This window comes from Vibrio sp. 10N.222.49.C12, assembly GCF_041475025.1.
Taxonomy (GTDB): Bacteria; Pseudomonadota; Gammaproteobacteria; order Enterobacterales; family Vibrionaceae; genus Vibrio; species Vibrio crassostreae_C.
Genome location: NZ_JBFRVF010000012.1, coordinates 35,098 through 48,335, shown reverse-complemented (window position 1 = coordinate 48,335; position 13,238 = coordinate 35,098). Strand labels below are relative to the sequence as shown.

The window sequence follows — 13,238 nt, the reverse complement described above, 5'->3', positions numbered from 1 at the left end:
TTGTGATCAAGAGACAGCCCATTGTGGGAGCCTTTTTGTTTTCTATGACTTCTTTCAGGAGGAGACATGTTTGTGGATTCACTATTGGGGCGCGAGGGAAGGCGCTTAACAGAGTGGTACTTATAAACAGATTAGTACTTATAGAAACCTAGCGGTAGGTCATGAAAGCGATAACCGCTCCAGCCACCACAAGACAGCCTCCAATGCGGCGCAGTTGCGTGTCTGGTTGCTCGCTCAGTTGCGCGACCATGTTTCTCCAGCCATTGGGTGCAATCAAGGGGCCGAGCCCTTCCACAATAAGTACGAGCCCAATAGCGAGCCAAATTGATTGAGACATGGTTCTGCCTTTTGTCTGTAAAAAAGCAATGATATCAGTATCTTTACACATCTGCCCCCAGTTATGGCTGGTTTATTTTTGTACAGCGTTAACGTTTATGAACAAAAAGTGACTGCAAGAAGTGTGATTCAGTGCTAGAATCCATTTTTAATTAGCAACAGAAATTGGAAAGATGGGAAATAACGTAGTCGTTCTAGGCACCCAATGGGGTGATGAAGGTAAAGGTAAAATCGTTGACCTTTTAACTGAAGATGCAAAATACGTGGTTCGCTACCAAGGCGGTCACAATGCAGGTCACACACTTGTAATTGACGGTGAAAAAACCGTTCTTCACTTAATTCCATCAGGCATCCTACGTAATAACGTTAAATGTGTTATTGGTAACGGTGTAGTATTATCGCCTGACGCACTTCTAAAAGAAATGAAGCCTCTTGAAGATCGCGGTATTCCAGTACGTGAACGTCTTTTCATCTCTGAAGCTTGTCCTCTAATTCTTCCGTACCACATTGCAATCGACAACGCGCGTGAAATCGCTCGTGGCGCTAAAGCTATCGGTACAACGGGTCGTGGTATCGGTCCTGCTTACGAAGATAAAGTTGCTCGTCGCGGTCTACGCGTTGGCGACCTTTTCGATAAAGAAGCATTTGCTGAGAAGCTAAAAGAAGTGATGGAATTCCACAACTTCCAACTAGAGCACTTCTACAAAGCTGAAACAGTAAGCTACGAAGAAGTTCTTGAGCAAGCGATGAGCTACGCAGACATGTTAACTGCGATGGTTATCGACGTAACTGACGAACTAGACGCAGCACGTAAGCGCGGCGACAAGATCATGTTCGAAGGTGCTCAAGGTACGCTACTAGATATCGACCACGGTACTTACCCATACGTAACGTCTTCTAACACGACTGCTGGTGGTGTTGCTGCAGGTTCTGGTTTCGGTCCTCGTCACATCGGTTACATCCTTGGTATTACTAAGGCTTACTGTACTCGTGTTGGTTCAGGTCCATTCCCTACTGAGCTATACGATGGCCTTGAGAAGCAAGACCCAGTTGGTAAACACCTAGGCGATGTTGGTCACGAGTTTGGCGCAACAACTGGTCGTCTACGTCGTACTGGTTGGTTCGATGCTGTTGCTATGCGTCGTGCAATCCAAATCAACTCTCTATCTGGTATGTGTCTAACTAAACTAGACGTTCTAGATGGCCTAGAAGAACTAAAAATCTGTACTGGTTACAAGATGAAAGATGGTTCTATCCTAGAAGTTTCTCCAATGGCTGCTGAGTCATTCGAAGAAGCGACGCCAATCTACGAAACAATGCCTGGTTGGTCTGAAAACACATTTGGTGCTAAATCTATCGACGCGCTTCCACAAGCTGCTCTAGATTACATCAAGCGTATCGAAGACCTAACTGGCGTTCCAATTGATATCGTATCAACTGGCCCAGATCGTAACGAAACTATCATCAAGGTTCACCCATACGGCGCATAATGCCTGCTGAGTGATTACCAGGCACGAACAGTGCTTTGATAATAAAATAGTTTTCTAAAAGCCGACTTTATTAAGTCGGCTTTTTAATACCTGCAATTTAGCCGTTCACTCTTTGATGGTGATCTTTTAAGCGTCATCAGGCAAAATATTGCCCATTAGCGGCAAGTTTTGTCTAAAGCCGTCGGGGTTATTGCCGATACAGATATCATGGAAAGTGAAGTTCACCCTGTTTTGTGCGTGTAGAAATCCTCTGCACCCCTCAATAGATAACTTTAGCGACAGATAATAGAGTGCAGGTATGAAGCTACGAATTGTGGCAGCTTCATTAATAATGGCGCTGAGCTCACCCTTGAGTCATGCTAATTTGGCTGATGTGGGAGAGCCCGTTCCAATATATACAGAAGCTGAACTGATTAATTTAATCGAAAATAATCAACATCTAGAGCGAGTGAAAGCTGATAAGTGCCAGTTAGTTGAAGATATCGTTGCTCGTGCAACGCGTATTAGCTTGCCTTCTTATGAGTTTTTATACGGTGATATGTTGGCTTGGGGTGTGTGTGTTCCACAAGATGTAGAGCTTGGCCTTTACTATATGGAAAACGCGGCACATCAAGGTTTACCCGCTGCATTAGAGCAGTTAGGTCGTTATTACTCTCGTGGTACTTTGGTACAACAAGATCAAGAGCGTGCGATTCCGTATCTACGTGAAGCGGCCTCTATGGGCAACTTAAGTGCGAGCATTCACTTAGCGGAACTCTTGTTACGTGACTACGGTAGCCCATTGGATTATGAAGATGCTTACCGTTGGTTGTATAACTCGGTAACCGCAGATCAAAGACAACACAGACGTATCACTGTGCTTCGTAGCGGACTGGAACAGAGAATGCCAGACAATATTATTGCTCGAGCAAAGCGTCGAGACGTGTTCTGGTAAGACAGATTATTGAATGAGCAATGATGATTAATGACTGCACTCGTTAATCATCTAAAAAACTCGTATTAAAAAGGCCTCGCTGAGATTCATCAGCGAGGCCTTTTTTGATCTGAACGGAAAACCGTTTATCTAATTCGGTAGCGTTATTGAACCACCTCACCAGACTCAATCACCGTTTCACGAACAACCTTGGTGAAATCGAGTGCTTCTTGACGAATCTTATCTTCGTCTACCGTTAGCATGTCGCGATCTTGCATGATGATCTTGCCATCAACGATGGAATGACGAACATTGCCTGAGTTAGCTGAGTACACCAGTGCTGAGTATGGGTTGTAGACCGGAACCATATTTGGCGCCTTAGTATCGATCACTATGATGTCAGCCAGTTTGCCTGCTTCAAGAGAACCGATCTTATCTTCCATGTGCAGCGCTTTTGCTGCGCCCATGGTCGCCATGTCGATCACTTTGATCGGCGGCATCGCAGCACGATCTTTGTTAACTGACTTGTGAACCTTAGCGACTTGGTTGAACTCATCAATGGTGCTCAGTGTGTTACCAGACATTGGGCCATCAGTACCTAAACCGATACGCACGTTCTCGTCATACATCTTAAGGGCAGGTGATACACCTTTTGCTGACTTGATGTTAGCACTCATGTTATGAGCTACACCCATATCCGATTTCTTCACCAGTTCGATATCATGATCGTCAACAAGGATCATGTGTGCACCCACCAAGTTCTTGTTGAGTGCGCCAATGCTGTCCATGTATTGAACCGGGGACAATCCATCAGAACGCTCTGCGATTTTCTCTTCTTCACGGTGTGATTCTGCAAGGTGAATCATTACTGGAACATCTAATTCTAGGGATAGTTTAGATATTTTCTGAAGGATCTCTGTGGTGTTGGTGTAAGGCGCATGCGGGGCAAACGCTGGTGTGATGCGTGGGTGATCTTTGTATTCTTCAATGAAGTTCAACGCGTACTTAATGCCTTCTTCGGCGTTGGCCGCATCGGCGACTGGGAACTTAATCACCGTTTCACCTAGGATGGCACGCATACCGATCTTATCGACGGTTTTTGCGACTTCATCTTCGAAGTAGTACATGTCGGCGTAAGTGGTCACACCGCCTTTCACCATTTCAACGTTACCTAGGTTGGCACCAATGCGTACCATGTCTCGCGATACTAGCTTCTTCTCTAGCGGGAAGATGTAGCGGTGTAGGCGATCTGGCACATCATCGGCCAACGAACGAAAAACTGTCATTGATACATGAGTATGGGTATTGATGAGACCTGGCATAACGATATCGCCATCAACGTCTAACACTTGCTTAGCTTGGTACTGCTTCTCTAGTGAAGCATCACCAACCGCAATGATTTTGTTGTCTTTGACGACAACAGTACCGCTTTCATAAACCGTTTTGTCTTGGTTCATGGTTAGAACCATCGCATCGGTAATCATCAGGTCAGCCTTTTCCATTGCCGAACTTGCGAATGGGAACAGCGCTAGGCTCGCCATAGCTGAAGCCAATAAAGTGCGTTTTAGTTTCATATCATACCCAGAACAGGAGTTGGTAAAGTGCGTGGATAATAGTGTATTTCATTCATGGCGCAAACGTTTGTTTTATCGTTTGCTTGAAATTTTGATGATAATCCACGTCTATGAAGCGATGTTTCATAAAGTGAAGATATGTATCAATCTGAGGTTATTTGAGTGTTTTCTAAAGCATATCTGTAGCTTACCCCTAGCATCAGATATACTAGGGGTATATACCTTCCTTGCTTAAGCAGGCCCGCCTATGTCAAAAAACACACCAACGTCAGAAAATACGACAGCGACAACCACTGTTGATCCTTTTGCCGACCGAGAGTCGAAAAATTACGATAACCCAGTACCAAGCCGAGAGTTCATTATTTCGTTTCTAACAGACGCGAATATTCCGATGAACCGCAACGATCTATTCGAAGCTTTGGGTCTTGCTGGAGAGGAACAATATGAAGGGCTGCGTCGTCGTTTACGTGCAATGGAGCGTGATGGACAGCTTATCTTTACTCGTCGTCAGTGCTACGCATTGCCTGAGAAGATGGAACTGATCAAAGGCTATGTGATTGGTCATAAAGACGGTCATGGTTGGGTTCGCCCAGACGGCAGTGTGGGTAAAGACAATGATATCGTGCTGCCGCATCATCAGATGAAAACCATCATGCACGGTGATTACGTATTGGTTCAGCCTACTGACAACAGTAAGCGTGGCCGTCGTGAAGGTCGCTTGGTTCGTGTGCTTGAAGAGCGTAAAACGCCACTTGTTGGTCGCTTCTTCCTAGAGTACGGCCATTCTTACGTTGTTGCTGATGATTCGCGTATTAGTCACGACATCCAGATCCCTACTGAGCATAAAGGCGGTGCTCGAATGGGTAATGTGGTTGTGATTGAAATTACGGATCGCGGTGGTCGTTCTCGTAACATGATGGGGAAAGTAACCGAAGTTCTTGGTGAAAACATGGCGCCGGGTATGGAAACGCAGATTGCGATCCGTACTCACCAGATCCCACAAGAGTGGCCTGAAGCGGTAGATAAGCAAATCGAAAACCTAGGTGAACATGTTCCTGAAGAAGCAAAAGAAGGACGTGTAGACCTGCGTAAACTGCCATTGGTTACCATTGATGGTGAAGATGCGCGTGACTTCGATGATGCGGTTTACTGTGAAGCGAAGAAAGGCGGCGGCTGGCGTCTATGGGTAGCGATTGCTGACGTAAGTTACTACGTTCGCCCAGATACAGCGCTAGACAAAGAAGCGATTAACCGTGGTAACTCGGTATACTTCCCGTCACAAGTCGTGCCAATGCTGCCAGAAGTGCTTTCAAATGGTTTGTGTTCATTGAACCCTCAGGTAGACCGTTTATGTATGGTGTGTGAGATGACTATCTCAGACAAAGGTAAACTGTCAGGCTACAAGCACTACGAAGCGGTAATGAATTCTCATGCTCGTCTTACTTATAACAAAGTAGGCGCGATCTTAGATGGCAATGAAGAATTACGTGAGCGTTACGAACCTGAAGTACCACATCTTGAAGAGCTTCATAAGATGTATAAGGTGCTTAAGAAAACGCGTGACGAACGTGGTGCGATTGAATTTGAAACGGTAGAAACTAAGTTTATCTTCAATGCGGATCGTAAGATCGACCGTATTGAACCGGTAATTCGTAACGATGCACACAAGATCATCGAAGAGTGTATGATTCTTGCGAATATCGCATCGGCATCTTACGTAGAAAAAGCGAAAGAGCCTGCGCTGTACCGTGTTCACGAAACTCCGGGCGAAGAGCGCTTAATGGGCTTCAAGAGCTTTTTAAGTGAATTAGGTTTAACACTGGAAGGTGGTCTGTCGCCATCACCAGTAGACTATGCACAACTGATGCAACAGATTAATGAACGTGAAGATCGTGAATTAATCCAAACTATGCTGCTACGCTCAATGAAGCAAGCGGTATACAACGCGGATAACGCGGGTCACTTTGGTTTAGCTCTTAAACGCTATGCTCACTTTACCTCGCCAATTCGTCGTTACCCAGATTTGCTATTGCACCGTGCGATTAAGTACCTTATTGCGAAAGAAGAAGGTCGTAACAGCGAACGTTGGACGCCAACTGGTGGTTACCACTACACTTTCGATGATATGGACTTCTACGGCGAGCAGTGTTCAATGACTGAACGTCGTGCTGATGACGCAACGCGTGAAGTAAACGACTGGTTGAAGTGTGAATACATGCAAGACCATGTCGGTGAGGTGATGGATGGTGTGATTGCCAACGTGACTGGTTTTGGCTTCTTTGTTCGTCTAACTGAACTGCACATTGATGGCTTGGTACACATCTCAGCGCTAGCGAATGATTACTACCAATTTGATGCTGTTGGTCAGCGTCTAGTGGGTGAAAGCTCAGGTAATATCTACCGCTTGGGTGATTCGGTTAAAGTGAAGGTTTCTGCGGTTAATTTAGAAACTCGCCAAATCGACTTTGACTTAGAAGACACTGATCGTCAGCCGCGTGGCAAAGGCAAAACAGCCAAGAAGCGTGCAGCAGAAGCGATGAAAAAGGCGAAAAGCAAGAAGCGCTCAGCAGTGAAGAGTAATAAGCCAGGTGTATCAGCGAAGCCTATGGTTGAGCCAACTAAGCGACCTGACGGAAGCAGCGAAGGCTCTGCTAAGAAGAAAAAGCCAGCGAATAAAACCGGTGCTGCTAAAGCTCGCGCTAAGAAAAAGCGTGCAGCAAGCCGTAAGCCAAAGGCTGATAACTCTTAAGACTGATAAATCTTAAGGCTAATAAGGCGCTCTGCTAATCAGGTTTAGCGCCTACTGATTTAGTGTGAAATGACTTTAATGCGAGAGTATCAGGCACAAGACGCATACTCTCGAAATGAACAACACAGAGGTGGACACATCGGCATTGATGTCATTCATCTCTGAGCAATAAGAGTAAGTTGAGACAATGAGTAACGAATTTATTTACGGTATTCACGCGGTGAAAGCCGTACTAGAAAAAGATCCTGCACGTTTTATCGAAGCGTATGTATTGAAAGGTCGCCAAGACGAGCGTCTTCTTCCATTACTGAACCAACTGCAACAGTTTGGTGTGTCGATTCAACAGATGGGTCGTAAGCCGTTGGATGAAAAAGCACAAGGTGCGAATCACCAAGGTCTTATTGCTAAGGTGAAGCCTGCTAAGCAGCTTAATGAAACTCACCTAGACGATATCCTAGCGCAGCACGAACAGCCTTTGCTGTTAGTTCTAGACGGCGTAACAGACCCTCATAACCTAGGCGCTTGTCTACGTAACGCGGATGCCGCAGGTGTCGCTGCTGTTATCGTACCTAAAGATCGCTCTTCGCCGTTAACAGCAACGGTAAGCAAGGTTGCATGTGGCGCAGCTGAAACGGTTCCTCTCGTGCGCGTAACCAACCTAGCTCGCACAATGCGTGCACTGCAAGAGCAGGGCGTATGGTTTGTGGGTACGGCAGGTGAAGCAACGCATGATATCTATCAAGCGAAGCTAACGGGTCCTCTTGCGGTAGTTATGGGTGCAGAAGGTGACGGTATGCGTCGTTTAACTCGTGAAACTTGCGATGATCTGATTAAGATTCCAATGGCAGGTAGCGTATCGAGCTTAAATGTTTCTGTGGCGTCGGGTATTTGCCTGTTCGAAGCGGTAAGACAGCGTTTAGCTCAGTAATGCGTTAACGCTGCTTTAAGTCTATGAATTTATTAGCGCTCACCACTTGCTGGTGGGCGTTTCTTTTTAGGCTGTTATAGCAAAATCCATCGGTTTGTCGGATGGCTAGATGGCGACAGAAAAACTGTTTCATTATTCACCAAATAGCGCTTGCCAATACCGGGTTCTTTCTATAACATTTGCCGTCCTTAAAACTCGGTCATTTATCTTTAGTTCCTTGCTTCCTCTGGACGACCGGGCCACTCGTGGAAGCTAATAATCCGTAAGGAGCAACCAAATGCGTCATTACGAAATCGTATTCATGGTTCACCCTGATCAAAGCGAGCAAGTTGCTGGCATGATCGAGCGTTACACTGGTTCTATCACTGAAGCTGGCGGTACTATCCACCGTCTAGAAGACTGGGGTCGTCGTCAAATGGCTTACCCAATCAACAAGCTTCACAAAGCTCACTACGTTCTTATGAACGTTGAAGCTGGTCAAGAAGTGATTGACGAGCTAGAAACTGCTTTCCGTTTCAACGATGCAGTTCTACGTAACATGATCATGCGCACTAAAGGCGCTGTGACTGAGCAATCTATTATGCTTAAGCAAAAAGAAGAGCGTGCAGAGCGTGCTCCTCGTCGCGAAGAGCGTACAGAAGCTAAACCAGAAGCAGCTGCTGAGTAATTCTTTTTTGGCTTAACGCCTTAAAAAATTCTCAACTTGTTTTAGGTCATTGATAGTTATTTCGATAATTGTGAAAGACCGCTTTACTAAATTTAAGATCAGGAGATAGCCCATGGCTCGTTTCTTCCGTCGTCGTAAATTCTGCCGTTTCACTGCAGAAGGCGTACAAGAGATTGACTACAAAGACGTAGCAACTCTTAAAAACTACATCACTGAAGCTGGTAAAATCGTACCTAGCCGTATCACTGGTACAAGCGCTAAGTACCAGCGTCAACTAGCTCGCGCTATCAAGCGTTCTCGTTACCTAGCTCTACTACCGTACACTGACAAGCATCAGTAATCGGTAATAGTTAATAATAGTTTAAGAGGACTAAGATAATGCAAGTTATTCTACTTGATAAGATCGGTAACCTAGGTGGCCTTGGCGACCAAGTAAACGTTAAATCTGGTTACGCTCGTAACTTCCTTATCCCACAGGGTAAAGCAGTTATGGCAACTAAAGACAACGTTGCTATGTTCGAAACTCGTCGTGCTGAACTAGAAGCTAAAGTTGCTGAGCAACTAGCTGCTGCTAAAGCTCGTGCAGAGAGCGTTAACACTCTAGAAGGCGTTACAATCGCTTCTAAAGCTGGTGACGAAGGTAAACTATTCGGTTCTATCGGTACTCGTGACATCGCTGACGCTATTACAGCGGCAGGTGTTGCAGTAGCTAAGAGCGAAGTACGCCTACCTGAAGGCGCTCTACGTAACATCGGCGAATTCGAAGTAAGCATCCAACTTCACTCTGAAGTTTTTGCTACTGCGAAAATCGCTATCGTTGCAGCTGAGTAATTTCAGTACCAAGACGAATTCTTTCTTTTGAAAGTTTTAAACACCAGCTTCGGCTGGTGTTTTTTTATGTCTGGAATATAGGAAAAGGTAAGAGAGGGTTACATTAGGTTAAAAGCCTACTATGATCCAAAAGCTCTGATGGCTGAACAGCCAGCTATGGAATTAGAATTGAAAGAGTAGGTTAATCGACAGCACAGAGTCTTGTTTGCTTAAGCCTTCAGGCACTTTATCGTGGTACTGGCGAGAGTGAGCGATCTTCAGCGCGATATTGTCAGTAATATCGTTGATGGCTTCTAACTCAGTATCAAACTTTAGGTTACTGTGACCAGATACAAGCGTCACGTCGGCCTTGAGCTGCAAGTTCTTCAATACCTGCCAAGACGTATTCACGTTGCCACGAAAAATCGCTTCTTCAACAATCTCAGGGAAGATGATGTCATCATCGTCGATCTCATCGAGGTTTGGCTCTTGGTAACGAAAACCTGGGCCCACTTCGACTTCCAATACAAACTCTTCGGTATTCGAAAACTGGTAACCCAGACCACTCGAAATTGTGTAGTCCTTAAAGTAAGCACTGTATCTCGAGTCGACTCCTTTGAAACTGCCGTAAAGGTAGGTTTTAGGGCTTAACTTGTAGTCACTCTGAGCTGAGTAAGTCGATTGCCTTTTATCTTCTTCGCCATCTTTGTAGAGGTTGTAGTATTTCCATTCACCACTGGTTCTATGACGGCCAGCCGTGTACTCACCGTTAAGGCGTGAGTTAAGCGCTCGTGAATCAGAGTTACCAGTATGCGACTGATATCCAAATTCGACTTCCGTTTTTAGCGGGCTCGGTAGTTCTGTATCACTTGTATCACTCGGTGCGATATCCAACTCTTTTTCTTCAGGTGTCGGTGCAACGACGATCGGCTCAGAAGTAGGTTCTGAAACTACTATAGAGTCGAGGATTGCATCAACAGAGGTATTAGCATCAACAGAGTCTTTAGTATCATCAGCTAAGGCCAACGGAGTGCTCAGGAGACCGATGCTTAGAAGACTAGAGCTTAGAATACCAGTGCTCAGAGCCAATAATTTGGACACGCATACCTCTAGTTATACAGTGAGTGAATGGCAGGATCGTAATGCTACCCTTGGTTAATTCCGTCAGCAATAGGTAAATTCTTCCTGAAGAATAAAACAAACTCATAGGATCGGATTACAAACGGATGTTCTTGGGTATAATGAACGATCATTATTAGTTATTGAGTGTAGTCATAGTGGATACCAAAAGTCAGAAATCAGCCAACGATCAGGTGGACGCCATCAAGGTCCCGCCACATTCATTAGAAGCTGAGCAATCTGTTATTGGCGGTTTGTTATTAGATAACGAACGCTGGGATACAGTTGCCGAAAAGGTTGTGGCCAAAGACTTTTATAGCCGTCCTCACCGTCTGATCTTTGAAGCGGTAAAGGATATCCTTGAAGAAAGTTCTCCTCTGGATCTTATTACACTCTCTGAACATTTAGAGCTGCGTGAGCAACTTGAAGAAGTGGGTGGCTTTGCTTACCTTGCTGACTTAGCGAAAAACACACCAAGTGCCGCAAACATCAATGCGTATGCGGATATCGTAGCGCAACGTGCACTTGTTCGTAGCCTGATTGGTGTCGCGAATGAGATTGCTGATTCTGGTTATGACCCTCAAGGTCGTACTTCGGAAGAGCTGGTTGATCTTGCTGAAAGTAAAGTCTTCGCGATTGCCGAAGGCCGTGCAAGTGAAAACGAAGGTCCACAAAACGTTGATAGCATTCTAGAGAAGACGCTAGAACGTATCGAGATCCTATACAAAACGCCGCAAGATGGTGTGACAGGTGTCGATACTGGCTTCAACGACCTCAACAAGAAAACAGCAGGCCTACAAGGCTCTGACTTAATTATTGTTGCTGCTCGTCCATCGATGGGTAAAACCACATTTGCGATGAACTTGTGTGAAAACGCGGCGATGAAGCAAGACAAACCGGTTTTAATCTTCTCGCTAGAGATGCCAGCCGAACAGCTGATGATGCGTATGCTTGCGTCACTTTCTCGCGTAGACCAAACCAAGATTCGTACTGGTCAGCTAGATGATGAAGATTGGGCTCGTATCTCGTCGAGTATGGGTATTCTGATGGATAAGAAGAATATGTATATCGATGACAGCTCGGGTCTAACGCCAACAGAAGTGCGTTCTCGTGCTCGACGTATCGCTCGTGAACACGATGGTATCTCTATGATCATGATAGATTACCTTCAATTAATGCGTGTACCTTCGTTATCTGATAACCGTACTCTTGAAATCGCCGAGATTTCTCGCTCATTGAAAGCGTTAGCAAAAGAGCTCAACGTTCCGGTTGTGGCACTTTCTCAGCTTAACCGTTCCCTAGAGCAACGTGCTGATAAGCGCCCAGTAAACTCGGATTTGCGTGAATCAGGTTCGATTGAGCAAGATGCCGATTTGATCATGTTCATCTATCGTGATGAGGTTTATAACCCAGATAGTTCCTTGAAAGGCATTGCTGAGATCATCCTTGGTAAGCAACGTAACGGTCCGATCGGTTCTGTTCGTCTTACGTTCCAAGGCCAACACTCCCGATTTGATAACTATGCAGGCCCTGCATTTGATGATGAGTAATCGCTAATGACTTACATGAAAGCGGCGACGGCGAGCATTGACTTAAACGCGCTCGAACATAACCTGAACCAGATAAAGTCGAAGGCTCCTCAGTGCAAGGTCATGTCTGTTGTGAAAGCCAATGGCTACGGACACGGCTTACTGCATATAGCCAAGCATTCAAAAAGCTCTGATGCTTTTGGTGTGGCGCGTATTGAAGAAGCGTTACAACTTCGTGCTGGTGGCATTGTTAAACCTATTTTGTTGCTGGAAGGATTTTACTCTTCGGGCGATTTGCCAATCTTGGTGACCAATAACATTCAAACGGTGGTGCATTGTGAAGAGCAATTAAGCGCGCTAGAGAATGCGGATTTGGAAACACCCGTTGTGGTATGGCTAAAAGTCGACAGTGGTATGCACCGATTAGGTGTTCGCCCTGAGCAATACCAAAACTTTGTTGAGCGTTTGCATCAATGTGCGAATGTTGCCAAACCTCTACGTTACATGAGCCACTTCGGTTGTGCTGATGAACTGGATAGAGCAACCACCGTTGAACAGACAGAGCTTTTCTTGTCGCTTACTGAAGGTTGTGAAGGGGAGCGTTCACTTGCTGCCTCTGCGGGTTTACTCGCTTGGCCAGACAGCCACCTTGATTGGGTTCGTCCGGGAATCATATCTTACGGTGTCTCTCCGTTTGTTGATAAATCAGCGCAAGAGCTTGGATTTTTGCCTGTGATGACCTTGACCTCACACCTAATTGCCGTTCGCGATGTGAAAGCCGGTGAAAGTGTGGGTTATGGCGGAAACTGGACCTGTGAACGTGATACCAAGGTTGGTGTTATCGCAATTGGTTACGGCGATGGTTATCCTCGCACTGCACCTAACGGCACCCCAGTATTCGTTAATGGACGAAAAGTACCAATCGCAGGGCGTGTGTCCATGGACATGCTAACAGTTGACCTTGGTCCTGATGCTACGGATAAAGTGAGTGACGAGGCGACGCTTTGGGGTAAAGATTTACCTTCAGAAGAAGTGGCTGAACATATCGGCACTATCGCTTACGAGTTAGTCACTAAGCTGACTTCGCGTGTTGCGATGGAATATGTGAAGTAATCATGGATCT

The 13,238-nt window shown here is 45.6% G+C and carries 12 protein-coding genes; 9 read left to right on the top strand and 3 right to left on the bottom strand.

Annotation, left to right across the window (positions count from 1 at the left end):
- Nucleotides 1-148 precede the first annotated feature (148 nt).
- Nucleotides 149-337 (bottom strand): DUF2065 domain-containing protein, encoded by a 189-nt coding sequence (locus AB4583_RS04000; RefSeq protein WP_010434105.1) that lies wholly within the window; start codon nt 335-337, stop codon nt 149-151.
- Between the two features lie 172 nt (nt 338-509).
- Between AB4583_RS04000 and AB4583_RS03995 the strand changes: the two genes are divergently transcribed.
- Together AB4583_RS03995 and motX are read left to right on the top strand one after the other, a co-directional pair.
- Nucleotides 510-1,826: an adenylosuccinate synthase gene (locus tag AB4583_RS03995; RefSeq protein WP_010434108.1), complete on the top strand. Its 1,317-nt coding sequence runs from the start codon at nt 510-512 to the stop codon at nt 1,824-1,826.
- Nucleotides 1,827-2,124: 298 nt separating this feature from the next.
- Nucleotides 2,125-2,760 carry a flagellar protein MotX gene (gene motX / locus AB4583_RS03990; protein WP_017063177.1) on the top strand — a complete coding sequence of 212 codons (636 nt, stop codon included), beginning with the start codon at nt 2,125-2,127 and terminating at the stop codon, nt 2,758-2,760.
- A gap of 143 nt (nt 2,761-2,903) precedes the next feature.
- Here motX and AB4583_RS03985 read toward each other — a convergent pair whose 3' ends face one another.
- On the bottom strand, nt 2,904-4,313 hold the full coding sequence (locus AB4583_RS03985; RefSeq protein ID WP_372116520.1) for an amidohydrolase: 1,410 nt from the start codon (nt 4,311-4,313) through the stop codon (nt 2,904-2,906).
- A gap of 247 nt (nt 4,314-4,560) precedes the next feature.
- On the opposite strand from AB4583_RS03985, the gene rnr reads away from it, so the two are divergent.
- The 5 genes from rnr to rplI all read left to right on the top strand — a co-directional run bounded on the left by rnr (nt 4,561) and on the right by rplI (nt 9,488).
- Nucleotides 4,561-7,062, top strand: a complete 2,502-nt coding sequence (gene rnr / locus AB4583_RS03980) for a ribonuclease R (protein ID WP_372116518.1) — start codon at nt 4,561-4,563, stop codon at nt 7,060-7,062.
- A 187-nt stretch (nt 7,063-7,249) separates the two neighbouring features.
- The gene (gene rlmB, locus AB4583_RS03975; protein ID WP_017063180.1) at nt 7,250-7,990 is read left to right on the top strand and encodes a 23S rRNA (guanosine(2251)-2'-O)-methyltransferase RlmB; all 741 of its coding nucleotides are present in this window, start codon (nt 7,250-7,252) and stop codon (nt 7,988-7,990) included.
- Nucleotides 7,991-8,267: 277 nt separating this feature from the next.
- Nucleotides 8,268-8,657, top strand: coding sequence for a 30S ribosomal protein S6 (gene rpsF / locus AB4583_RS03970; protein WP_004741278.1), 390 nt, complete (start codon nt 8,268-8,270; stop codon nt 8,655-8,657).
- Nucleotides 8,658-8,769: 112 nt separating this feature from the next.
- Nucleotides 8,770-8,997 (top strand): 30S ribosomal protein S18, encoded by a 228-nt coding sequence (rpsR, locus tag AB4583_RS03965; RefSeq protein ID WP_000090472.1) that lies wholly within the window; start codon nt 8,770-8,772, stop codon nt 8,995-8,997.
- A 38-nt stretch (nt 8,998-9,035) separates the two neighbouring features.
- Nucleotides 9,036-9,488, top strand: a complete 453-nt coding sequence (gene rplI, locus AB4583_RS03960; RefSeq protein WP_017069041.1) for a 50S ribosomal protein L9 — start codon at nt 9,036-9,038, stop codon at nt 9,486-9,488.
- A gap of 162 nt (nt 9,489-9,650) precedes the next feature.
- Here the strand turns inward: rplI and AB4583_RS03955 are convergent, their stop codons facing one another.
- Nucleotides 9,651-10,568, bottom strand: a complete 918-nt coding sequence (locus AB4583_RS03955; RefSeq protein ID WP_372116516.1) for a DUF481 domain-containing protein — start codon at nt 10,566-10,568, stop codon at nt 9,651-9,653.
- Nucleotides 10,569-10,744: 176 nt separating this feature from the next.
- Between AB4583_RS03955 and AB4583_RS03950 the strand changes: the two genes are divergently transcribed.
- Nucleotides 10,745-12,136 carry a replicative DNA helicase gene (locus AB4583_RS03950; protein ID WP_016767560.1) on the top strand — a complete coding sequence of 464 codons (1,392 nt, stop codon included), beginning with the start codon at nt 10,745-10,747 and terminating at the stop codon, nt 12,134-12,136.
- 6 nt (nt 12,137-12,142) lie between these two features.
- A complete protein-coding gene (alr, locus tag AB4583_RS03945; protein WP_372116514.1) occupies nt 12,143-13,228 on the top strand; it encodes an alanine racemase in 1,086 nt (361 codons plus the stop codon).
- The last annotated feature ends 10 nt before the right edge of the window (nt 13,229-13,238 follow it).